Genomic DNA, 19,931 nt, shown 5'->3' with positions numbered 1-19,931 from the left:
CGTCTTCAACGCGCCTTCGATGCGGTACGGGGAATTTTTTTTCTGGGCGCGCAGGATTCCCCGCCGCAGCAATTTTCGGTCAGGAAGCCGAGCAGGGCGTTCATCTGATCGTATTCCGCGCGTACCCGGATCACTCTTCCCTCGCGGGTGTCGGCCACCAATCCGGCGCTGCGAAGCGAGTTCAAATGGGCGGTCAGCGTGGCCGGCGCCAGATCGACGCGATCGCGAAGTTCACCGACCGACAGGCCTTCGGGACCGGCTACCACCAAAGCACGGAATGCGGCCAACCGGTGCGGCTGCCCCAGTGCGCGCAATGCGGAAAGAGCTTGCGGCGTTTTCATAATTCCATATTTCCGGAATTATAGAACAATTTCAAGGGGGAGCATCGATGCGAACGGTTGTGCCCGATCAATCCGCGGCGACAACTTCGATCACGGCGTCGCCCACGGTCACGCGCTGCCCGACCCTGATCTTGCAGGTCTTGCGCCATTCGACCGTGCCATCCACCGACACCGCGCCGCTGGCGACCAGGGCCTTGCCGGCGCCGCCGCTGTCGCACAGGCCGACCAGTTTCAACAGCTGGTTGAGTTCGACGAACTCGCGGTCCAAGACGAAATCGATTTGCGGCATCGGCGCTCCCGGGCGTACCGAGAAAGGGTCGCAGCCGCGAGGCGGGGACGCAAGGCGGGCAGGCCATGGCCTGCGGGGTTGGCGGCCCCGGCTTTTGTCGTAGACTGCCGGTCCGCGCATATCCAGCCGAAGGTATACGAAGATGAACAACCGGAATCTGTTCCTGTCTGCCGTCCTGCTGGCCTGCGCCAGCGCCAGTGCCGTGGCCCAGCAATCGCAGCCGGCACGCGCGCCGGCTGCACCGGCCGCGCGTCCCGCCGCGCAAGCGCCGGGCGCTCCGCGACCGGCCGCGCAGCAAGCGCCGCAATTGACGCCCGAGCAGCGCGCGGCGCTGGCCAAGCAAGACGCCGATATGACCCGCGGCGCGCAGCAAGTGATCGCCCTGGTCGACGGCAATCGCGTCGGCGAGGTATGGGACGGCGCGTCGCCGACCATGAAGCGTTTGGTCACCAAGGACGACTTCATCAAGCAAGTGACCATCGACCGCAACCGCCTCGGCGCGCCGGCCGCGCGCGGCAAGGCCGTCGTCAGCCGTTCGCAGTTCGCCGCGGGCGGGCAGGTGCCGGCCGGCCTGTACATCAACGTCAACTTCCCGACCAAGTTCGCCAAAGCGCCGCAACCGGTGCGCGAGCTGGTGTCGTTCCATCTGGACGACGACAAGACCTGGCGCGTGTCGGGTTACAGCCTGCGCTGATCGGTCGCGTCTACGACGAAAAAGAGCCGGCATCGCCGGCTCTTTTTTTAGGGGTCGAGCCTGCTCGACCGCCCTTGATCTTCGCCGGTCACTCGCGCGCGAACCGCGCGACTTCGTCGAGGATGCGTTGGCTGCGGCGTATGCCGTCGGCGCCGTCCGCGGCGCAGACGGCGTCGCTCGCGGCCGGTTCCGACGTCGACGACCGCCGCTGCTTCCACATGAACGCCCAGGTCGCCAGCAGGCCGACCGCGCCGATGGCGAGGCTGATCCAGATCCAAACCGGCGTGGCCGCTTGCGGATCCATTCGGCCGAGCCCGGAAAAGGCCACGACCACCAATACCCACATGATCCACCACGGCGCGCCGCAGACATTGGCGTTGAGGGTGTAGAAGCGCATCAGCACGCCCATGCGCTTTTGGATCTTCAGCACCGGCGCGGAATAGTCGATGCTGCCGATCAGTCCTAGGGTGATGCCAGCGGCGACCGCGGTGACGACGCCGAACGCATGCACCAGTATGCCGGTCGCGAGCAAGCCGAGTACGTCGGTATTTCGAGTCCAGCAGGCCACGCCCAGCGCGATCAGACCGACGCCGAGCAGGAGTTGCAGCCACTGGCCCCAGAACAGCCCACGCAAGCTCTTGCGCGCCTTTTCCAGCCTGATTTCCTTGAACAGCGCCAGGTGGATGTCGTCGTGACGGGACAGGCGCTTGTCGAGCGCTTGCCAGACGGATTTGAGTTCATCGAGTTCCATAGTGGTTTCCATGCGGGTTTTCCGGTCAGATCTCGTTGCGGATGCGCTGTTTCAGCCGCCCGATCTTGGTGGTGACGTTGCTTTCGCTGATGCCGAGCACTTCGGCGATTTCGCGGCCGCTGCGGTCTTCCAGGTAAAGCAGCATCAAGGCGCGATCGAGCGGGGGCAGTTGCGATATGAAGCGGCGCAGGGCGCGGAGTTGTTGTTCCTTTTCGTGGTCGACGCCGTCGCCGGCCAGGTCGTGCAGTTCTTCGTCCAGCGGCACCGCTTGGCGGTCGCGACGGCCGTCGTTGCGGACGAAGGAGATCGCCACATTCAGCGCGATGCGGTACATCCAGGTCGAGAACGTCCGCTCCGGATCGTAGCGCGGATAGGCACGCCACAATTGCGCGGCGATCTCTTGCGCCAGATCGGCGCGGTCGTCGGCATCGTAGGCATAAGTGCGGGCCACCTTGAGCACGATGCCCCGATGCCGCTCCAGCAAGGTGCCGAAGCTCTCTTTCGTATCCGCTGACATGGCCGCTGCGTGTCCCATCGTCCTGCGCGTTCCTGAGCGATTGTGCTCGTTCGGAAGGGTGATTCGCAGGGCGAGGGCATTTGTCACACACATCCGCGCGGTTTGCCAACGAGAACCGCTCTCGATAAGATTCCACCCAGCCCGCGGTCAACGCCAGCCGACTCGCCACTCCAGTGGCCTCGCGTTCACTCGACCCGGACTGCCGTGCCCGCTATCCCTCTCTCCGCTCGTCCCGCCCAGCGCAAGCGTCGCGGCGTATCTCCGTGGGTCGCCGTCGTACGTACGCTGGCTGCGCTGTTCGCCGGCTATTGGGTGGCCTGGGGCAGCACCGCTTTCCTTACTTGGGCGTTGCCGATGTCGCGCGCCAACCGGGTCACCACGGCCAGCTTGTTGTGCTTCGCGGTTTGGACCGTAGCGGCGATGTACGCGTTCGCCGCGCGCAGCGCTTGGCACGCCTGGTGGATGTTGCTGCTGATCGGCGCTGCGCTGTATGCGCCGGCGCTGATGTTCGCCGCCGAGGCGATGCGGCCGTGAAGAACAGTTTTTCGCAAAGCATGGCCTGGTTGCACACTTGGGCCGGATTGATCGTCGGTTGGCTGCTGTTCGTGATCTTCGTCGGCGGCACCATCGCTTGCTTCGATACCGAACTCGACCGCTGGATGCGCCCCAGCATGGCCGCGCAGGCGCCGGCGCGGCCGGCGGTGGAACGGGTGCTCGACGCGCTGCAGAAAGAACACGGTGATGCGCACGCGTGGTACGTCTATCTGCCGACGCAGCGCTTTCCGGCGCTGAAAGGCGGCGCCTACCACGACGACGGCCGCTACGAAGTCCATGCCTACGACGCCGCGACCGGCGCGCGCTTGCAGGACACCGTCGGCGGCGAATTCTTCTTCACGCTGCACTACAACCTGCACGCCGGGACCATCGGCATGTACCTGGTCGGGCTGGCGGGGATGATGATGCTGATCGCGATCGTCACCGGCGTCGTCGTCCACAAGCGGATCTTCAAGGATTTCTTCCTGTTCCGCTTCCGCGCCGGCGGCCAGCGCGCCTGGCTGGACGGCCACAATCTGTCCGGCGTGCTCGGATTGCCGTTCCATCTGATGATCGCCTACACCGGCGTGGCCATTTTCGTCGCTTCCTACATGCTGGCCGGGCTGCAAACCGGTTACGGCGGCGATGCGGAGAAGTTCTACCAGGAAGTCGCGCCGTCCCCGCATCGCGAAGAAATGCATCGGCCGCCGCCGTCGCGCGCGCCGCTGTGGCCGATGATCGAAGACGCGCGCCGCCGATTGCGCGCCGATCCTTGGCTGGTGAGCGTCGAGCATCCCGCCGATGCTTCCACCATGGTCGGCGTCGGCTTGGATCACAGCCGTCACGTCGCCTGGAACTGGCGCACCGCTTACTACGACGGCGTCACCGGCGCATCGCTGGGCGATAGCCCGCCGCCCGGCGCGGCCTACCACACCTACCATTTCCTCGGCGGCCTGCACATGGTGCAGTTCGGCGGAATGGCTTTCCGCTGGCTGTATTTCGCGTTGGGTCTGAGCGGTTGCGCGATGCTCGCTTGCGGCATGCAGGTATGGGTGGAGAAGCGGGCCAAGCAGGTGGCCGCGGCGGGGGCGTTGTCCGGTTACGGGCTGGTGCGCGCCTTGAACGTCGGCGTGGTCGCGGGCCTGCCGTTCGCGGCGGTTTCGATGCTATGGGCCAATCGTTGGCTGCCCGCGGATGTAGCCGGACGCGGCGATTGGGAGATCCGCACGTTCTGCATCGTTTGGACGCTCGCCGCGATTTGGGCGATCGCGCGGCTGCGGCGCGGCAAGCCATGGCGCGATTTGTTCGCGGCGACGTCCGCGCTGATGGTCGGTTTGCCTTTCGCATCGATGTTTCTGGCGGAGCGGGGCGCATTGCCGCGCACGCTGGCGGACGGCGATTGGCGAATGGCGATGGTCGATCTGACTCTGTTGGCTTTGGGCGCCGGCTTCGCCTGGCTTGGGTGGCGCGCGGCGGATGCGCGTTCGAAAACGAAAGCCGATGGCATCGCGGCCGGAGAGCCGGCATGAACGCCTGGCTGTTCGCTGCGGGCTTGACGGTGTCCGGATGGGCCGCGCTATCGCATGCGATGCCGCGCCATCATCAGGAAGCGTTCGGCCGCGCAGCGGGCCAGATGCGGCGATGCGCGCATCGCGCGGGAGGATGGCTGGCGTTGATCGCTTCGTTCGCGGTCTGCACCGCGGCCATGGGCTGGGAATTCGGCCCGGTGATGTGGGCCGTGCTGCTGTGCGTCGGTGCGGTGGTCTGGGTGCTGTGCCGCAACGCCGATCCGCAGCGCGCGCGTTGGCTGGGTTGGTTGGCGCCGCTGCCCGGGCTGGTTTTGCTGGCTTTTTGAGGCTTTTGCTTATGTAGGCGCGGCTTCAGCCGCGAGCTCTTTCCGCACGTCGCGGCGACCTGAAGGAAAAAGCTCGCGGCTGAAGCCGCTCCTACAAAAAAGCGCATGCACGGCAAAAAACGGCGATTGGGCGCACAATATCGGTTTCGAAGGCCGATCCCGCGATGCCCACCGATCCCATCCCGCTGCGTTTCGCCGATCTGGGCCTCGCCGATCCCATCATGGCGGCCGTGACCGAGGTCGGCTACGAATCGCCGTCGCCGATCCAGGCCGCGACCATTCCCGCCCTGCTGGAAGGCCGCGACGTGCTCGGCCAGGCGCAGACCGGCACCGGCAAGACCGCGGCCTTCGCGCTGCCGATCCTGTCGCGACTGGATCTGTCCCGGACCAAGCCGCAGTGCCTGGTGCTGGCGCCCACCCGCGAACTCGCGATCCAGGTCGCCGAAGCCTTCCAGCGCTACGCGGCGCGCATCCCCGGTTTTCACGTGCTGCCGATCTACGGCGGCCAGAGCTACGGCCCGCAATTGGCCGCACTGCGGCGCGGCGTGCACGTCGTGGTCGGCACGCCGGGGCGGGTGATCGACCATCTGCAGCGCGGCTCGCTCGATTTGTCGCAGTTGGAATGGCTGGTGCTGGACGAAGCCGACGAGATGCTGCGGATGGGCTTCATCGACGACGTCGAAACGGTGTTGAAAAGCACGCCGGAATCGCGCCGGGTGGCATTGTTCTCGGCGACGATGCCGACCCAGATCCGGCGCATCGCCCAGACTTATCTGCGCGATCCGGTCGAAGTCACCATCGCCGCGAAGACGACCACCGCCACCAATATCCGCCAGCGCTATTGGTTCGTCAGCGGCCTGCACAAGCTGGATGCGCTGACCCGGATCCTGGAAGCCGAGCCGTTCGACGCCATGATCGTGTTCGCGCGCACCAAGTCCGGCACCGAAGAATTGGCGGAAAAACTGCAGGCGCGCGGCCTGGCCGCGGCGGCGATCAACGGCGACATCCAACAGGCGCAGCGCGAACGCACCATCCAGCAGCTCAAGGAAGGCAAGCTCGACGTGCTGGTCGCCACCGACGTAGCCGCGCGCGGCCTGGACGTGGAACGGATCAGCCACGTGCTGAACTACGACATCCCGTACGACACCGAAAGCTACGTCCATCGCATCGGCCGTACCGGCCGCGCCGGCCGCAGCGGCGAAGCGATCCTGTTCGTCACGCCGCGCGAGAAAGGCATGCTGCGCGCGATCGAGCGCGCCACGCGGCAGCCGATCCAGGAGATGCAGCTGCCCAGCGTCGAAGCGGTGAACGACCAGCGCGTCGCGAAATTCCTCGGCCGCATCACCGATACGCTGGAAGCCGGCGATCTCGATCTGTACCGCGATTTGGTGCAGCGCTACGAGAACGAACGCGACGTGCCCGCCGTGGAAGTCGCCGCCGCGCTGGCGAAGCTGCTGCAGGGCAAGACGCCGCTGCTGCTCGCGCCCGAACGCGCGCGCGAAACCCGCGAGGCCGAACGTCCGCAGCGAAACGATCGGCCAGTGCGCAACGAACGGCCGGTTCGCGAAGAACGCGCGCCGCGGCCGCGCAGCGAAAAACCGCCGCGCGGCGCGCCGGAACCGGGCATGGAGACCTACCGGATCGAAGTCGGCCACGCGCACGGCGTCAAGCCGGGCAACATCGTCGGCGCGATCGCGAACGAAGCCGACCTGGAAGCCAAATACATCGGCCGGATCGACATCCACGACGACCATTCCGTGCTCGATCTGCCCGAAGGCATGCCGCGCGATCTGCTGATGCATCTGAAGAAGGTGCGCGTGGCCGGCCAGGCGTTGCGGTTGCGGCGGCTCGGCGATCCCGACGATGGGCCGTCGCTGCCGCCGCATGGCAAGCCGCGTCCGCCGAAGGCGGCGCACCGCAAAGGCCCCGCCGCGGCCAAACCGCGCAATTTCAAGCCGAAACGCTGACCCTGCCGAGGACTTCCGATGAAAACGTTGGCGGGATTGGCGGTGCTGGCCTTGTTCGCGTCGCCCGTCAGCGCAGCGGAAAAGGTCCGCGAATGCGGCCCATCCGCTTGGCGGCACGTGTTCAGCAGCGATCCGCAAGGCAAAGACGCCGGCGGCAGCCGCCAAGCCTTGATCGATGCGCTACGCCGCGGCAGTCCATTGCGGGTCGGTTGGGGCGAAGCGGATGCCGACGGGAAATGGAAGGTCGAAGAATTCGCCGATGCGCGCTTCACCAACCTGATGAACGGGCGCGACGTCGTCGCGCAGCTCGACGATGCGATGATCCAGACGAACTACACCGATGCCGCGAAAGCCGGCTTGCGCGATCCGGCGATGAGCTGGCACGCGCTGGCTTCGACCGACGGCCGCCTGGAAGCGATCATGGTGGAAACCGCCACCGGCAAAGTCGCGCGCAAACTGGTGCAGCGCACCCATTTCCACTGGTACGCGTTCGCGCCCGATCCCGGCTGCGACGCGCGCGACGCCATAGACAGCGCGCCGCGCGGGCGGATGAACGAAGTGATTTTCGACAGCCGCAAGCAAGCGCCGGCCGAAAAACCCTAAATCCGACGAACGTAAAGCGCTTAGCGCACGCTCACCGCGATCGCTTCGTCCCGGTACAACCCCGGCAAGAACTGCTTCAGCGCCACGACCTTCGGCGCATCGTTGTAGACGATGTAGGGATCGTTCGGATGCAGCCGCGCGTAGTCCTGGTGATAGGCCTCGGCCGGATAGAAGGCCTTCAGCGGCGCGAGTTGGGTGACGATGGGCGCAGCAAAAGCCTTGGCCGCATCCAACTGGGCGATATAGGCCTTGGCCACGCGCTGCTGGTCGGCGTTGCCGTAAAAGATCGCCGAGCGGTACTGGGGGCCGCGATCCGGGCCTTGGCGGTTGAGCTGGGTCGGATCGTGCGCCACGGAGAAGAACACTTTCAGCAATTGGCCGTAGCTGATCTGCGAGGGGTCGTAGACCACTTTCACCGATTCGGCGTGGCCGGTGCTGCCCGAACCCACTTCGTAATAGCTGGCTTCGTCCTTGTCGCCGCCGGAATAGCCCGACGTCACCTGCTTCACGCCTTTGACGTGTTCGAACACGGCTTCCACGCCCCAGAAACAACCGCCGGCGAACACCGCCGTCGCGCTGCCTTTGGCCGGGGCCAGCGGCGCATCGGTTTTCGGATCGGGCAAAGCCGCAGGTTTGCTGCTGGCGACGCCGACATTGCAAGCCAGCAGGCCCGCGGCGAGCGCGGCGGTCAGCGCGGCGCGGAGCAGGGAAGAGACGGGAACGTTCATAGCGCGACTCCGGAAAGAAGGATCAAGCGGCCTTGGCGAACTTCATCGCCACCGAATTCATGCAATAGCGCAAGCCGGTGGGGCGGGGGCCGTCGTCGAAGACGTGGCCCAGATGCGCGTCGCAGCGCGTGCAGGACACCGCGGTGCGGACCATGCCGTAGGAACGGTCTTCGTGTTCGCGCACGTTCTCGCGCGCGATCGGCTGCCAGAAACTGGGCCAGCCGGTGCCCGAATCGAATTTCGTCGCCGAATCGAACAGCGCGGTATCGCAGCAGATGCAGCGGAACACGCCTTTGTCGTGCACGTTCAGCAGCGCGCCGGTGAAGGCGCGTTCGGTGCCTTCCCGGCGCGCGACGACGAACGCATCCGGCGACAGTTGCTTGCGCCACTCAGCTTCGGTCTTCACCACCTTGGGTAGCGTCGCCGTGCGCAGCCGCTTGCCGTCGTCGGAGAATTCGACCAGCGTCACCGGCCCGCTGGGCGCCTTGGCGGCGGACGATGCCGCCACCGCGGGGCTTTGCTTGCCGCAGCCGAAGATGAAGCCGGCGGTGGCCAGCGTCGAAGCGGTGACGAAACCGCGGCGGGTGAACGAGAACGGGGAAGGCCGATGCATGGAACGCTCCAGTTGCGGGTTCGAGGTTCCTCAGATACGTAAGACCGCAGCCGAAGGATGCGGTTCCGAGTCGCCGATGGCTACTCCTGAGAGGCATGGAAGGGGCCAATCGGTGCGCGCCGGCGCCAAGCTTGGCCCCGCCCTCAGCCGCGATTCATTTCGCTCCGGCCGAGTCCGGTTTCGGGGGGATTTTGGGCCTGCGCCCGCGAATGCAATGGGTGTACGCTGCCGCGTATGGCCCTGAAGACTCTATTCCGCAACGATGCGCTGGCGGTGCTCGACTACCGCTGCCGCGCCGGTCCGCAGGATCGGCCCTATGTGGAACTGCACGGCAGCCATTCGGTGTCCTACGTTCGGCAGGGCAGTTTCGGCCTGCGCGCCCGCGGCCGCGAGCACGAGCTGGTGGCCGGGGCGGTGCTGATCGGGCATCCGGGCGACGAATTCATGTGCACGCACGAGCATCATCTCTGCGGCGACGAATGCCTGTCCTTCCATTTCAAGCCGGCGCTGGTCGAAACGTTGGGCGATCGCAGCGCGATCTGGCGACTGGGCTGCATGCCGCCGTTGCCCGAGCTGATGGTTTGGGGCGAATTGGCGCAAAGCGTCGCCGACGGCGACAGCGACATCGGCCTGGACGAGGTGGCGTTGGCGTTCGCGGCGCGGTTCGTCGATTCGGCTTCGGGCGAGAAGCGCGAACGCTGGCGTTCGCGCTCGGCGCAGACGCGCTCGCGCGACCGCAAGCGCGCGGTCGAAGCGGCGATGTGGCTGGACGCGCATTGCGCGCAGGACATCGATCTGGAAAGCGCCGCCGCCGTCGCCGGCCTGAGTCCGTTCCATTTCCTGCGCTTGTTCGCCGACGTCACCGGCGTCACGCCGCACCAATACCTGGTGCGCGCCAGATTGCGCCGGGCGGCGAAACTGCTGGCCGACGACGGCCGCGCGATCACCGACGTGGCCTTCGAGGCCGGTTTCGCCGACCTGTCCAACTTCGTCCGCACCTTCCACCGCGCTGCGGGCGCCTCGCCGCGGCGTTTCCGCCAGGCGGCGAAGGGCGACCGCAAGATTTTCCAAGAACGGCTGGCCGCTCCCGCGCGAGCATGAGCCTTCCATCCAGGAGGCCCTTATGTACGACCATATCGGTTTGAAAGTGAAGGACTTGGACGCCAGCGTCCGTTTCTACAAAGCGACGCTCGCGCCGCTGGGCCACGAGATCGACAGCTCGGGCACCGGTTTCGGTCCGCCCGGCGAGCCGGGACTCTGGCTTTACGGCGGTGCCCGCGCCAAAGGCAGCACTCACTTGGCTTTCCGCGCCGCGGATCGGAAGGCGGTCGACCGCTTCCACCAGGCCGGACTGAAGGCCGGCGGCCAGGACAACGGCAAGCCGGGCCTGCGTGCCGATTACAGCCCCAACTATTACGCCGCGTTCTTGCTCGACCCCGACGGCAACAACGTCGAAGCGGTGTTCATGGAATAGCGGTCAAGCCTTTCTCCTTGGCTTGTGTAGAGTCGAGCTTACTCGACTGCTTTTCGCGCATCGATGTGCTTCGTTTGGAGCAAGAGCAGTCGAGCAGGCTCGACTCTACATGGTTGCCATCCGCCCGCTTTCGGCGCGATGGCGGTAGAAGCCGAGGATGTTCTCTTCGAAATCGCCGATCAGCCAACGCGCGATCGGTTCGGCGTACCAGTTGAATTGGGTGCTGACGCGGTAGCGCATCCGCACTTTCAGCTCGGTGGTTTCGCCTCGCGGCGTCAGCGCGTACGAGGTGTCGACCAAATCGAAATACAGACCGCCGATGCGGACGTGATCGTCCAGCGCGCGCGGCGGGAACGAATCGTCGGCGAAACGGTATTCGAAGCGCACGTAACGTTCGGGACGCCAATCGGCGACCCATTGGTCGAAGTGGATGCCTTTGCCCATCGTGATCCGACGCACGCGGCCCTGCGGCGTGCTTTCGGTGATGCCGGCATGCGGCAGCGGCACGCCGATGCGGTACATCCAGGCGTTTCGCACTTCGTCCGGCCGGATCCCGTCGGCGCGATGGATCCTGTCCCACACTTCGGCCGCCGGCGCTTGGATCGTCACGCTGCGCTCCACGTCGGCGATGCGTTCGGGCAGCGGCATGCGGTGTTCGAAAGCGCCCAGCAGTAAGGGCAGGGCGACGATGCTGTAGGTCGCCTGTTTGGGCCAGTTCGTCACCCGGCAGATCAGGCCCATCACCAGTCCGCCGATGCCGCCCAGCGTGGCGAACAGCGGCACGATCAGGATCGCGCAGATCCAACCTTCAATATTGATCGCCAGCGCGCCCAACACGTACAGCACGTTGGCCAGGAACGGCCCCCAGAAATAAAACCACGCGCCGCGGCGCGAATGCCGTTCGGCGACGTATACCGTCACCGCACCGACCAGGATCGGCGACAGATAGATGAAAGCGCCCATCATCGGCGCGAAGGCGTGGCCCGGTTTTCCCATGAAGGTCAGCCGGATCGCCAGGCCCGCCAACACGCCGGCGAGGATCGGCCAGGCCATGTTGAACGGGATCCAGCGCGGATCGGCGGGTGTCGGGGCGTTCGGTCCGGAAGGCGGGCGGTCCATCGATTCGGGTTCCTCGTGGAATTAGGGGGGCGGAGCGGTGCGTAAGCTTTTCGCAAGCGCGCGCCGAGGCGCATGCGGCGGCGGCGGGACGACCGCCAGTTCGGGCCGATGCGGCAAGTGTTCGGGCAAACGCAAATCCCAGACCAAGCCCAGGCGTTCGAGCGCTTTCAGCAACCACCAGCCCGGATCCCATTCGCCCGGATACAGCCCGAGCTTGGCCGAACCCGGAAACGCGTGATGATTGTTGTGCCAAGACTCGCCCATCGTCAGCAGCGAAACGAAACGCACGTTGCGGCCTTGTACGCAGGCGTCCCGCACTTCGTGGCGCATGCCGCCGTGGTTGTGGGCGAAATAGCCGACCAGCCAATGCCCGCATACGCCCGCGGCCACGCGCGCGCACACGCCCCAGAACACGAAACCCCACCCGCCCAGCCAGAACAACAGCAGCGCCCACGGCAGTTGCTGCAGCATCCAGGTGCGTTGCAGGAAGCGATAGACCGGATCGTTCGCGATCCGCGCTTCGATGCGGATGTCCGGCGGCCGCCGCAGCCGCAATTCGCAATGCAACTGCCACCACGCGTCCTGCCAGAACGGACGGCGGTGGGCGAGGAAGTCGTGGCAATCGGGCAGGCGCTGCGCGTAGTCGCGCAGATCGTGCGTGCGCAGCAGGCCCCACGGTCCGGACAACCCGACCAGCACGCCGCAATACACCAGGAAATACTCCAGCCATTTCGGACAGCCGTAGCTGTCGTGGATCAGCTTGCGGTGCATGCCCAGCGAATGCCCCAGCAGCAGCACCGCGGCGGTGGAGAAGACGAAGATCGCGAAGGCGGCCCAGCTGAAAGTCAGTGCGCCGCCGATGCTTGCGCCGGCCAGCATCGCGCTCAGCCATAGCGAACGCACCGGCTCCCAGATCGCGTCGCCTTCGACGACGTCGCGCTGCGCCGACGTGCGGACGCGATGCGACTTCAGGCTTTCGGACATCGGCATGCTCCCCACTGCAGCGTCTCCGAACGGGTTAGCGATTCAACCGGCTTTGCTCGCGCTCACGAAGCAATAACGGAAATGGCGCAGCGCCAGCCCGAGCGGTATCGACAGGAAGGAAGCGCGCGCGTGGTGGCGGCGCCAGGCCGACAAGCGATGGCCGCCGGCCCATTCGTTGAGCACGTAGCGGGTGGCGACCCACGGAATGTGGGCGAAAGAGGGCGCCATCCGCCACGACACGTCTTCGACGCGGATGTCGACGAAGCCCAGATCGGCCAAGGCGGCGGTCAACGCGTCGAGCTGCGCCATTTCCGGGATCGCCCAGCCGCGGCACCAACTGCGGTAGGTGTTGCGCAGCCAGCGCGGCAGCGGCCGCGCGTCGCGCTTGAAGCCGTCCGCGATCAGCAGACGGCCGCCCGGCTTCAACAAACGGTGCGCTTCGGCCAGCGGCGCGCGTTTGTCCGGACCGTCGGCATGGCAGGCGCTTTCGACGAACCAGGCGCGGTCGAAGCTCTCGCTCGGCAAGCCGGTATCGCGGTAGTCGGACAGGTGCATGTCGATGCGCTCGGCGACGCCGGCATCGGCGTTGAGTTCGCGGCCGTATTCGATTTGCACCGGGGCGATGGTGACGCAGGTGATGCGCGCTTGCGGATGCTGGCGCGCCAGAGCCCGCGCCACGGCGCCGGCGCCGCAACCCAGGTCGACCGCGCGGATGGGCGCGTCGCCGTCGATGGCCATGCGCGCGATCGCTTGCCGGTTCAGCGCTTCCAGCATCGCTTCGCGGTCGAACGGCGACAGCGGCCATTGCCAGTAGCCGAAATGCATGTTCAGGCCGCGGCTCCATTGCCGGTAGTCTTCGGTGGCGGTCGCGTAATAGCTGGCGACATCCGCAAGGGTGCGGTCGATGGCGGGATCGCCCGCGTTCTTCGTCGTTGGAAGGCCGTCGATCAGGGCTTCCGAAGCGCGATCCGTCGACATCGTCGATTCCTCGGCAGTGGAGATTACTTCTTGGCGGCCAGCTTCTTCATGGCCCGCGACTCGCGCTTCAACGGCCCGGCGGTGGGGCAGATCTCGAAGGCGAAGCCGGTGATGGTGTTGACCAAGTTGTCTTTGTTGAGCCGGTAGATCACGTACTGGCCGCGGCGCTCGCTGCTGACCAGGCCCGCGCTCTCCAGCGTCGACAGATGGCGGGAGATGGCCGGCGCGCTCATCTCGAAACGAGCGGCGATCTCGCCGGCGGTCAGTTCCTGCTCGGACAGGTAGGCCAGGATTTCGCGCCGGGGCTGCGAGGCCAGGGCTTCGAACACGGAATTCACGCTCATAAGCAATTCAACAATTAACGAATTGGCTAATTGTATAATCGTCTTGCCGGGCCGTGTCAAGCGTCGAGGACTCAATCGGTGATGCCCTTGGCTTCGGAGGTTCCCAGCACTTCCGGATGGCCGATCCGCTTCGGCCTGCCCAGCAACGGATACACCAACACCGCCGCGAGGATGATCGCCACGCCCAAATAGAACTGCGGCGTCAATTCGCGCTGCTCGTTGAGCAGCAGGATCGCCAGGACGATGGCGTAGACCGGTTCCAGGTTCACCGCCAACTGCGCGGCGAACGCGCTCATGTGGCGCAGCGCCGCCAGCGACAGCGCGAACGGCAGCAACGTGCAGACCAACGACAGGGCCAGCAGATAGCCGGCGTCGTGGAGGCTGGGCAGGGCGAACAGGCTGCCGGCGAAGGCGGGGAACAAGCGCGGCATTAACGGCGCAAGCAGGGTCAGCAGCAGCGCCCCGGCGCCCAGTTCCAGCGCGGTCACGGTCAGCGGATCGCCGTGCTCGACGAAGCGCTTGTTGAGCGAACTGAACAAGGCGACGAACAGCGCCGACATCGCGCCGACCGCGATGCCGAGCCGCATTCCGTCCGGCACGCCGCCGACCACCAGCACCACGCCGGGCAGCACGGCGATGCCGAGCAGCACGTCGCGCAGCGAAAACGTTCGGCGCGCCAGCCACGGTTCGAGCAAAGCCGTCATCGGCGTCGCCAAGGCGATGCAGGTGGCGCCCACCGACGCGTTGGACAGCTTGATCGAGCCGTAGAAGGTCAACCAATGCAGCGCGACCAGCGCGCCGATGCCCGCATAGGCCAGGATCAGCCGCGCAGGCATCTTCCGCAGCCCGCGCCAGACCCGCGGCAGCAGCGCCAATGCCGCCACCACGATCAGCATTCGCCACCACACCAGGGGCAAGGCGGGCAAGGTGATCAGCTTGCCGAGGATGGCGGTGAAGCCCCACAGCAGCACGCAGGCATGGATCTGGAACTGGGCTTTGGCGGCAGGCGTCATCGGCACCGGACCATTATGATGGCCCGGCACCTCGGCGGGGAGACGCTATGGCGGCGGAAAGAGGATGGCGGCATTGGCTGGCGTTGTCGGCGTTCTGCGTCGCGGCGGGGGCGCTGGTCTTGCAGTACGTCATCCTGATGCGCGGCGCTTCCCCGGCGATCGGCCCGGCGCTGGCGACGCTGCGCTTCTTCAGTTACTTCACGATCCTCAGCAACCTGCTCGTCGCGTTCGCCACCGCAAGCGCATGCGTGCATGGCGGAGGTTCCCCGGCGGCGTTCTTCCGGCGGCCCGCGGTCCAGGGCGGCATCGCGCTCTACATCGGCGTGACCGGATTGATCTACTTTTCGATCCTGCGCCACTTGTGGCAACCGCAAGGCGCGCAATGGTGGGCCGATACCGGCCTGCATTACGCTTCGCCCGTGTTGTACGTGGCCTGGTGGGTCTTCGGGTTACGGCATTCCGGATTGCGGTGGCGGACGGTGATGGCGTGGTTGGGATTCCCGGCGGCCTACCTGCTGTGGGTGCTGCTGCGCGGCGCGTGGGTGCACGAATACCCGTATCCGTTCATCGATGTCGGCCAATTGGGCTGGGCGGCGACCGTGCGCAACGCAGCCGGCGTGCTCGTTTTGTTCTTGGGCCTGGGTGCGCTGCTGGTCGCCGCCGACCGCGGATTGGCGAAGAGCGGGTGGATGGACGGAACGCGGCGAAAATGAGATGTTCGCGCGCTGAAAAGACTGCTGGGTAACGCGAATCATGAGTGCGATCGACGCCATCGCCGCCGATAGGCAACGCCCCTTCGGTCGCCGCGACGCCAAGACCTTGAGCCTGGCCGCATTGGGCGGAGCGCTGGAGTTCTACGATTTCGTCGTCTTCGTATTTTTCACTAAGATCCTCAGCCAACTGTTCTTCCCGCCGGATACCGCGCCGTGGCTGGCGCAGCTGCAGACCTACGGCATCTTCGCGGCCGGCTATTTGGCACGCCCGTTGGGCGGCATCGTGATGGCGCATTTCGGCGACCTGGTCGGGCGCAAGCGCATGTTCACGCTGAGCGTGTTCTTGATGTCGGTGCCGACCTTGTTGATCGGTCTGCTGCCGACCTACGCCCAGATCGGCATGTTGGCGCCGCTGCTGCTGTTGCTGTTGCGGGTGGTGCAGGGCATCGCGGTCGGCGGCGAAGTGCCGGGCGCTTGGGTGTTCGTCGCCGAGCATGTGCCGTCGCGCCGGGTCGGCTTCGCTTGCGCGAGCCTGACTTCGGGGCTCACCGCGGGCATCCTGATCGGCTCCTTGCTCGCGGCTTGGATCAACACCCATTTCCCGGCCGAAGAAGTCGCCGCTTACGCATGGCGCATCCCGTTCCTGATCGGCGGCGTGTTCGGCTTCATCGCGGTCTATTTGCGGCGCTGGTTGGAAGAGACGCCGGTGTTCGCCGAAATGCGCGAGCGCAAGCAACTGGCCAGCGGCTTGCCGGTCCGGCAGGCGCTGGCGCATCACGGCGCGAGCGTGGCCGTGTCGATGCTGGCGACCTGGATGCTGACGGCGGCGATCGTGGTTGTGATCCTGATGACGCCGACCCTGGTGCAGACCGCGTTCCAAATGCCGGCCGCGCTGGCGTTCCACGGCAACAGCGTGGCGACATTTTGCTTGGTGATCGGCTGCCTGGTTTTCGGATGGTGTGTGGACCGCTTCGGCGCGGCCGCGACTTTGCTCGGCGGCGCCATCGGTTTGGCCGTTTCGACGTATGCCCTGTATGCGCATCTGGTCGGCGGCGTCACGGATCATTTCGTGCCGTTGTACGCGCTCGCAGGCTTCTTCACCGGCGTGGTCGCGGTGGTGCCTTCGATCATGGTGGCCGCGTTCCCCGCCCCGGTGCGCTTTTCCGGATTGTCGTTCTCCTACAACATCGCCTACGCGATTTTCGGCGGCTTGACGCCGCCGTTGATCGGTTACCTGTCGAAGGCGATCGGCGGATTGGCGCCGGCGCATTACGTGGCGCTGACGTGCGCGGTCGGCGTGCTGGTCGCACTCTATTTGATCAAACGGCCTCTATCGCCGCCGTAGCTTGATTTTTGTGGGCGGCTTTAGCCGCGACCTCTTTCCTCGAAATCGCGACATCGCAACGATTTGAGAGAAAAAACTCGCGGCTGAAGCCGCTCCTACAAAAGAGCAATACCTCAGGGCGGGGCCATGCGCTTGTGCGCCCGCGCCAGCGCGGCGCCGTTGTAGGCCCACACCAAAGCCAGCCCCGCGCCGAGCAAGGCGGCGATCGCCGGCTGCTGCGCCAGCATGTCCACCCCGGCTTTGACCCAGGCGCTCACCGCGTCCGCGCCGCGATAGACCACAGAATCCACGAAATTCTTGGCCTTGTACTTGGCTTCCGGCGTCGTCACCGTCCACAGCATCTCCCGGCCCGGGCGAACGAAGGCGTACTCGCCCGCGCGCCGCACGACCATGACCACCGCCAGCACGGCGAAAGTGGGCGCCAACGCCAGCCACAGGAAACCGAACACCGCCACGACCGGCACTGCGACCAGCAGCACGCCGATGCCCAGCCTTTGCGCGACGCGACCGGTCAGGAAGAGCTGGGTCAGGATCGCGAGGCTTTGCACGACCGTGTCGATGATGCTGAACACCCGAGTCTGTTCGGTGCTGTCGGGGAAGCGTATTTCCACCAGGCGCGCTTGCTCGAAGTAGAGGAAGGTGGTGACGCTGGCCAGCAGCAGCACGAACATCGCGATGCCGAGCATGAAGGGCGAGCGCAGCACCTCAGTCGCGCCGGCCAGCGGACTGCCGCCGAGCGGCCGCTGCCGCTGCAAGGTTTCGTCGGCGGTGAGCGGACGCGCATCGCGCCAGCGCTGCGCCCAATGCGCGGCGCCGGCCGCGCCCAGCAGGAACACCGCGGACAGGAACAGCAAGCCCGCGTGTCCGATCGGTTCCACCAGAAGCAGCGCGAGCAACGGGCCGACCAGGCCGCCTAGGCTGGCGCCGGCGGCCATCAGCCCGAACAGGCGTTTGGCTTGCGACACCGCGAATAGGTCGACCAACACGCTCCAGGCCACCGAGATGGCGATCATGTTGAACACCGAGATCCAGATGTAGAACGTGCGCGCCATCCAGACGTTGTCGGGTTGGACCAGGAAGCCGACGCCGAAGCCGATCAGATTGGCGGCGAAGAATCCGAACACCCAATACAGGATCCGCCGCCGCCGCACTTTCGCCGCGAGCCAGCCGAACAGCGGCATCGCCGCCAGCGTGGCGACGAAAGTGCCGGTGAACAGCCATTGCAGGTTGTCCACGCCGCCGGTGATGCCCATCGTTTCCCGCACCGGGCGAAGCATGAAATAGCCCGCGAACAGCAGGAAGAACAGGACGAAGCCGGACGCCACCGCACCGGCTTCGTCCTTCTCGAGATTGAATAGGCGGGCTAACCAGCGTTGCAGCATGCGGTCCTCCTCGGACACGATCTCTCGGCGGTAGTGGCGACGGTGTGAGCGTTAACCGCCGAGGTTTATTGCTTGCCCGCATCCTTCGGCCGATTGCTGGCGATCTTGTTCGCGATCTTCCATTCGCCATCGACGTTCAACAGCAGGAAATAGTCGGTGAACACGAGCTTCGGATAATCGAGCGTCACCTTGGCGATCGCGGTGCTGTTCGAAACGTCCACGAAATCGATCTTCCGCACCCGCGTGCTTTCGTCGGCCGCGGGCGTTCCCTTGAACAGGGCGCAGTACTCGTCGAGCGTCCACGAGGTGAACTTTCCGTCGCGGATGATTTCGACGTGCGCAGTCGGGAGGAAGGCCTTGCGGAAGTGGGACGGATCGCCGGTGGCGTGGCCTTGGAAGTAGTGCTGGATCGTGGCGCGGATGCCGGCTTGGGCCGATTCGTCTTGTTGCGATGTTGCGCCGCTTTGAGCGGGAGCCGTTTGCGCTGAGGCGGGCGCGGCAGCGCAGGCGATGGCGGCCAATCCGCCGAAACCGTAGGCGAGCAGAACCTTCGGGAAGCGTGCGTTCATGGTGTTTTTCTCCTCGTCGAAACGAGTGGATGGGAGGGAGTGTTTCCGCAACCGCTCTGCGGCACATGTGCCGATGGTTGTTTTCATCGCCCGAGCGGCGAGAGGGCGGTTAACCGAGGGCGGCCACCAGGGCGGCGCGCTGCTCAGGGTTCATGAGCCGGCCGAAGCCCGCCTTGAGGTTGTCGGCCTGGTTCTTGGGCTTGGACGTGGCCGGAATCACCGCCGTCACCGCCGGTTCGCTGAGGACGAACTTGAGGAACAACTGAGCCCAGGAATCCGCATCGACTTCCTTGGCCCAATCCGGCACAGGCTTGCCCCTGACTTGGCCGAACAGCTTGCCGTCCTCGAAGGTGCGGTTGGCGATCACCGCGATGCCCAAGTCTTTGGCCAGCGGAAAGATCTTCTCCTCGGCGCCGCGCGAGATCGGCGAATAGTTGATCTGCACGAAATCGGGCTTGAGCTTTTGCATGGCCTCGGCCATTTGCGCTTGCGCCGCGCTGTTGGAGTGGGTCAGGCCGATGTATTTCGCTTTGCCTTGCTGTTTGAGTTCGCGGGTCAAGGCGAATTGCGTATCCAAGTCGCGCATGTCGTGCACTTGCAGCAATTCGACCTTGTCGGTTTTCAGCCGCCGCAGCGAATCCTGGAATTGCGCCAGGCCCGCATCGCGGCCGGTCACGCGGGTCAGCTTGGTCGCCAGGAACAGTTTGTCGCGGACGCCGAAATCGGCGATCAAATCGCCGAGGATGATTTCCGCGTCGCCATAGAGCGGCGCGGTGTCGACGACGGTGCAGCCGGCATCGACGAAGAGCTTGAACACTTCGCGCAGCGCGGCCATGTCGGGAGGCGCGGCGCCGGCTTCGAACACGCCGAAGGTGCCGGAGGAGCCGATGCCCATCGCCGGTATCTTTTCGCCGGTGGAGGGAATCGCACGCTCGATCAAAACCGCGGACGGCAGCCGGGACGCTTGGCCGTAAGCGCCGAACGGCAGCAGGGCGACAGCGGCCGCCGAAGCGGCGCTGGCGATGAAGTCTCGGCGAGTGAGCATGGGGGAACCCTCGATTAGGAGAGTGCCAGCTTGGCCGGTGAGCCGATCAGGAACAATGCCGCCCACCGCAGGT

24 protein-coding genes are annotated in these 19,931 nt (G+C 65.7%); 10 read left to right on the top strand and 14 right to left on the bottom strand.

Features of this window, described 5'->3' with window-relative positions; all coding sequences use genetic code 11:
* Nucleotides 1–5: 5 nt before the first annotated feature.
* Both FCE95_RS06285 and FCE95_RS06280 read right to left on the bottom strand, forming a co-directional pair.
* Nucleotides 6–341 (bottom strand): ArsR/SmtB family transcription factor, encoded by a 336-nt coding sequence (locus tag FCE95_RS06285; RefSeq protein WP_137266081.1) that lies wholly within the window; start codon nt 339–341, stop codon nt 6–8.
* 67 nt (nt 342–408) lie between these two features.
* Nucleotides 409–630 carry an RNA-binding S4 domain-containing protein gene (locus tag FCE95_RS06280; RefSeq protein ID WP_137266080.1) on the bottom strand — a complete coding sequence of 74 codons (222 nt, stop codon included), beginning with the start codon at nt 628–630 and terminating at the stop codon, nt 409–411.
* Between the two features lie 142 nt (nt 631–772).
* On the opposite strand from FCE95_RS06280, the gene FCE95_RS06275 reads away from it, so the two are divergent.
* A complete protein-coding gene (locus tag FCE95_RS06275) occupies nt 773–1,324 on the top strand; it encodes a DUF4019 domain-containing protein (protein ID WP_137266079.1) in 552 nt (183 codons plus the stop codon).
* A gap of 88 nt (nt 1,325–1,412) precedes the next feature.
* Here FCE95_RS06275 and FCE95_RS06270 read toward each other — a convergent pair whose 3' ends face one another.
* Nucleotides 1,413–2,087, bottom strand: coding sequence for a hypothetical protein (locus FCE95_RS06270; protein ID WP_137266078.1), 675 nt, complete (start codon nt 2,085–2,087; stop codon nt 1,413–1,415).
* A 13-nt stretch (nt 2,088–2,100) separates the two neighbouring features.
* Nucleotides 2,101–2,592: an RNA polymerase sigma factor gene (locus FCE95_RS06265; protein ID WP_137266077.1), complete on the bottom strand. Its 492-nt coding sequence runs from the start codon at nt 2,590–2,592 to the stop codon at nt 2,101–2,103.
* Nucleotides 2,593–2,796: 204 nt separating this feature from the next.
* Here FCE95_RS06265 and FCE95_RS06260 point away from each other — a divergent pair, with 204 nt between their 5' ends.
* From FCE95_RS06260 to FCE95_RS06240, 5 genes are all read left to right on the top strand, one after another.
* On the top strand, nt 2,797–3,126 hold the full coding sequence (locus FCE95_RS06260) for a DUF3649 domain-containing protein (RefSeq protein ID WP_223266795.1): 330 nt from the start codon (nt 2,797–2,799) through the stop codon (nt 3,124–3,126).
* The gene (locus FCE95_RS06255; RefSeq protein ID WP_137266076.1) at nt 3,123–4,655 is read left to right on the top strand and encodes a PepSY-associated TM helix domain-containing protein; all 1,533 of its coding nucleotides are present in this window, start codon (nt 3,123–3,125) and stop codon (nt 4,653–4,655) included. Before FCE95_RS06260 ends, FCE95_RS06255 begins: the two co-directional genes overlap by 4 nt.
* A complete protein-coding gene (locus FCE95_RS17050; protein ID WP_189644648.1) occupies nt 4,652–4,981 on the top strand; it encodes a DUF3325 domain-containing protein in 330 nt (109 codons plus the stop codon). Before FCE95_RS06255 ends, FCE95_RS17050 begins: the two co-directional genes overlap by 4 nt.
* 164 nt (nt 4,982–5,145) lie before the next feature.
* Nucleotides 5,146–6,948: a DEAD/DEAH box helicase gene (locus FCE95_RS06245; RefSeq protein ID WP_137266074.1), complete on the top strand. Its 1,803-nt coding sequence runs from the start codon at nt 5,146–5,148 to the stop codon at nt 6,946–6,948.
* Nucleotides 6,949–6,966: 18 nt separating this feature from the next.
* On the top strand, nt 6,967–7,551 hold the full coding sequence (locus FCE95_RS06240) for a hypothetical protein (protein ID WP_137266073.1): 585 nt from the start codon (nt 6,967–6,969) through the stop codon (nt 7,549–7,551).
* A 20-nt stretch (nt 7,552–7,571) separates the two neighbouring features.
* Here the strand turns inward: FCE95_RS06240 and msrA are convergent, their stop codons facing one another.
* Both msrA and msrB read right to left on the bottom strand, forming a co-directional pair.
* On the bottom strand, nt 7,572–8,279 hold the full coding sequence (msrA, locus tag FCE95_RS06235; RefSeq protein ID WP_137266072.1) for a peptide-methionine (S)-S-oxide reductase MsrA: 708 nt from the start codon (nt 8,277–8,279) through the stop codon (nt 7,572–7,574).
* Between the two features lie 22 nt (nt 8,280–8,301).
* On the bottom strand, nt 8,302–8,892 hold the full coding sequence (msrB, locus tag FCE95_RS06230) for a peptide-methionine (R)-S-oxide reductase MsrB (protein WP_137266071.1): 591 nt from the start codon (nt 8,890–8,892) through the stop codon (nt 8,302–8,304).
* Nucleotides 8,893–9,126: 234 nt separating this feature from the next.
* Here msrB and FCE95_RS06225 point away from each other — a divergent pair, with 234 nt between their 5' ends.
* Nucleotides 9,127–9,993: a helix-turn-helix transcriptional regulator gene (locus FCE95_RS06225; RefSeq protein WP_137266070.1), complete on the top strand. Its 867-nt coding sequence runs from the start codon at nt 9,127–9,129 to the stop codon at nt 9,991–9,993.
* 22 nt (nt 9,994–10,015) lie between these two features.
* Complete coding sequence (locus tag FCE95_RS06220; RefSeq protein WP_137266069.1) at nt 10,016–10,366, top strand: VOC family protein; 351 nt, start codon at nt 10,016–10,018, stop codon at nt 10,364–10,366.
* A 105-nt stretch (nt 10,367–10,471) separates the two neighbouring features.
* Here FCE95_RS06220 and FCE95_RS06215 read toward each other — a convergent pair whose 3' ends face one another.
* The 5 genes from FCE95_RS06215 to FCE95_RS06195 form a co-directional block, all read right to left on the bottom strand.
* Nucleotides 10,472–11,485 carry an SRPBCC family protein gene (locus FCE95_RS06215; protein WP_137266068.1) on the bottom strand — a complete coding sequence of 338 codons (1,014 nt, stop codon included), beginning with the start codon at nt 11,483–11,485 and terminating at the stop codon, nt 10,472–10,474.
* A 21-nt stretch (nt 11,486–11,506) separates the two neighbouring features.
* A complete protein-coding gene (locus tag FCE95_RS06210; protein ID WP_223266794.1) occupies nt 11,507–12,469 on the bottom strand; it encodes an acyl-CoA desaturase in 963 nt (320 codons plus the stop codon).
* 42 nt (nt 12,470–12,511) lie between these two features.
* Nucleotides 12,512–13,447 carry an SAM-dependent methyltransferase gene (locus tag FCE95_RS06205; protein WP_137266066.1) on the bottom strand — a complete coding sequence of 312 codons (936 nt, stop codon included), beginning with the start codon at nt 13,445–13,447 and terminating at the stop codon, nt 12,512–12,514.
* A gap of 23 nt (nt 13,448–13,470) precedes the next feature.
* A complete protein-coding gene (locus FCE95_RS06200) occupies nt 13,471–13,791 on the bottom strand; it encodes a metalloregulator ArsR/SmtB family transcription factor (protein ID WP_137266065.1) in 321 nt (106 codons plus the stop codon).
* 71 nt (nt 13,792–13,862) lie between these two features.
* Complete coding sequence (locus FCE95_RS06195; RefSeq protein ID WP_425481285.1) at nt 13,863–14,810, bottom strand: DMT family transporter; 948 nt, start codon at nt 14,808–14,810, stop codon at nt 13,863–13,865.
* A gap of 41 nt (nt 14,811–14,851) precedes the next feature.
* Here FCE95_RS06195 and FCE95_RS06190 point away from each other — a divergent pair, with 41 nt between their 5' ends.
* Together FCE95_RS06190 and FCE95_RS06185 are read left to right on the top strand one after the other, a co-directional pair.
* Entirely contained in the window at nt 14,852–15,517 is a 666-nt protein-coding gene (locus FCE95_RS06190; protein WP_137266064.1) for a Pr6Pr family membrane protein, read from the top strand.
* A gap of 40 nt (nt 15,518–15,557) precedes the next feature.
* A complete protein-coding gene (locus FCE95_RS06185) occupies nt 15,558–16,862 on the top strand; it encodes an MFS transporter (protein WP_137266063.1) in 1,305 nt (434 codons plus the stop codon).
* A gap of 113 nt (nt 16,863–16,975) precedes the next feature.
* Here the strand turns inward: FCE95_RS06185 and FCE95_RS06180 are convergent, their stop codons facing one another.
* The 3 genes from FCE95_RS06180 to FCE95_RS06170 all read right to left on the bottom strand — a co-directional run bounded on the left by FCE95_RS06180 (nt 16,976) and on the right by FCE95_RS06170 (nt 19,858).
* The gene (locus tag FCE95_RS06180) at nt 16,976–18,244 is read right to left on the bottom strand and encodes an NTP/NDP exchange transporter (RefSeq protein WP_137266062.1); all 1,269 of its coding nucleotides are present in this window, start codon (nt 18,242–18,244) and stop codon (nt 16,976–16,978) included.
* A gap of 65 nt (nt 18,245–18,309) precedes the next feature.
* Entirely contained in the window at nt 18,310–18,813 is a 504-nt protein-coding gene (locus tag FCE95_RS06175) for a nuclear transport factor 2 family protein (RefSeq protein WP_223266793.1), read from the bottom strand.
* Nucleotides 18,814–18,922: 109 nt separating this feature from the next.
* On the bottom strand, nt 18,923–19,858 hold the full coding sequence (locus FCE95_RS06170) for an aldo/keto reductase (protein WP_137266060.1): 936 nt from the start codon (nt 19,856–19,858) through the stop codon (nt 18,923–18,925).
* Between the last annotated feature and the right edge of the window lie 73 nt (nt 19,859–19,931).

This window comes from Luteimonas gilva (assembly GCF_005239095.1).
Lineage (GTDB): Bacteria > Pseudomonadota > Gammaproteobacteria > Xanthomonadales > Xanthomonadaceae > Luteimonas_C > Luteimonas_C gilva.
The sequence above is the reverse complement of the archived record's forward strand: the minus strand, read 5'-3'. Positions and strand labels throughout refer to the sequence as shown.

Coding starts and splice junctions, on each gene's coding strand:
- FCE95_RS06285 (WP_137266081.1), bottom strand. CDS start 341: ATGAAAACGCCGCAAGCTCTTTCCGCATTGCGCGCACTGGGGCAGCCG.
- FCE95_RS06215 (WP_137266068.1), bottom strand. CDS start 11,485: ATGGACCGCCCGCCTTCCGGACCGAACGCCCCGACACCCGCCGATCCG.
- FCE95_RS06280 (WP_137266080.1), bottom strand. CDS start 630: ATGCCGCAAATCGATTTCGTCTTGGACCGCGAGTTCGTCGAACTCAAC.
- FCE95_RS06270 (WP_137266078.1), bottom strand. CDS start 2,087: ATGGAAACCACTATGGAACTCGATGAACTCAAATCCGTCTGGCAAGCG.
- FCE95_RS06275 (WP_137266079.1), top strand. CDS start 773: ATGAACAACCGGAATCTGTTCCTGTCTGCCGTCCTGCTGGCCTGCGCC.
- FCE95_RS17050 (WP_189644648.1), top strand. CDS start 4,652: ATGAACGCCTGGCTGTTCGCTGCGGGCTTGACGGTGTCCGGATGGGCC.
- FCE95_RS06205 (WP_137266066.1), bottom strand. CDS start 13,447: ATGTCGACGGATCGCGCTTCGGAAGCCCTGATCGACGGCCTTCCAACG.
- FCE95_RS06240 (WP_137266073.1), top strand. CDS start 6,967: ATGAAAACGTTGGCGGGATTGGCGGTGCTGGCCTTGTTCGCGTCGCCC.
- FCE95_RS06245 (WP_137266074.1), top strand. CDS start 5,146: ATGCCCACCGATCCCATCCCGCTGCGTTTCGCCGATCTGGGCCTCGCC.
- FCE95_RS06175 (WP_223266793.1), bottom strand. CDS start 18,813: ATGAACGCACGCTTCCCGAAGGTTCTGCTCGCCTACGGTTTCGGCGGA.
- FCE95_RS06225 (WP_137266070.1), top strand. CDS start 9,127: ATGGCCCTGAAGACTCTATTCCGCAACGATGCGCTGGCGGTGCTCGAC.
- FCE95_RS06210 (WP_223266794.1), bottom strand. CDS start 12,469: ATGTCCGAAAGCCTGAAGTCGCATCGCGTCCGCACGTCGGCGCAGCGC.
- FCE95_RS06170 (WP_137266060.1), bottom strand. CDS start 19,858: ATGCTCACTCGCCGAGACTTCATCGCCAGCGCCGCTTCGGCGGCCGCT.
- msrB (WP_137266071.1), bottom strand. CDS start 8,892: ATGCATCGGCCTTCCCCGTTCTCGTTCACCCGCCGCGGTTTCGTCACC.
- FCE95_RS06220 (WP_137266069.1), top strand. CDS start 10,016: ATGTACGACCATATCGGTTTGAAAGTGAAGGACTTGGACGCCAGCGTC.
- FCE95_RS06185 (WP_137266063.1), top strand. CDS start 15,558: ATGAGTGCGATCGACGCCATCGCCGCCGATAGGCAACGCCCCTTCGGT.
- FCE95_RS06265 (WP_137266077.1), bottom strand. CDS start 2,592: ATGTCAGCGGATACGAAAGAGAGCTTCGGCACCTTGCTGGAGCGGCAT.
- FCE95_RS06200 (WP_137266065.1), bottom strand. CDS start 13,791: ATGAGCGTGAATTCCGTGTTCGAAGCCCTGGCCTCGCAGCCCCGGCGC.
- FCE95_RS06190 (WP_137266064.1), top strand. CDS start 14,852: ATGGCGGCGGAAAGAGGATGGCGGCATTGGCTGGCGTTGTCGGCGTTC.
- msrA (WP_137266072.1), bottom strand. CDS start 8,279: ATGAACGTTCCCGTCTCTTCCCTGCTCCGCGCCGCGCTGACCGCCGCG.
- FCE95_RS06180 (WP_137266062.1), bottom strand. CDS start 18,244: ATGCTGCAACGCTGGTTAGCCCGCCTATTCAATCTCGAGAAGGACGAA.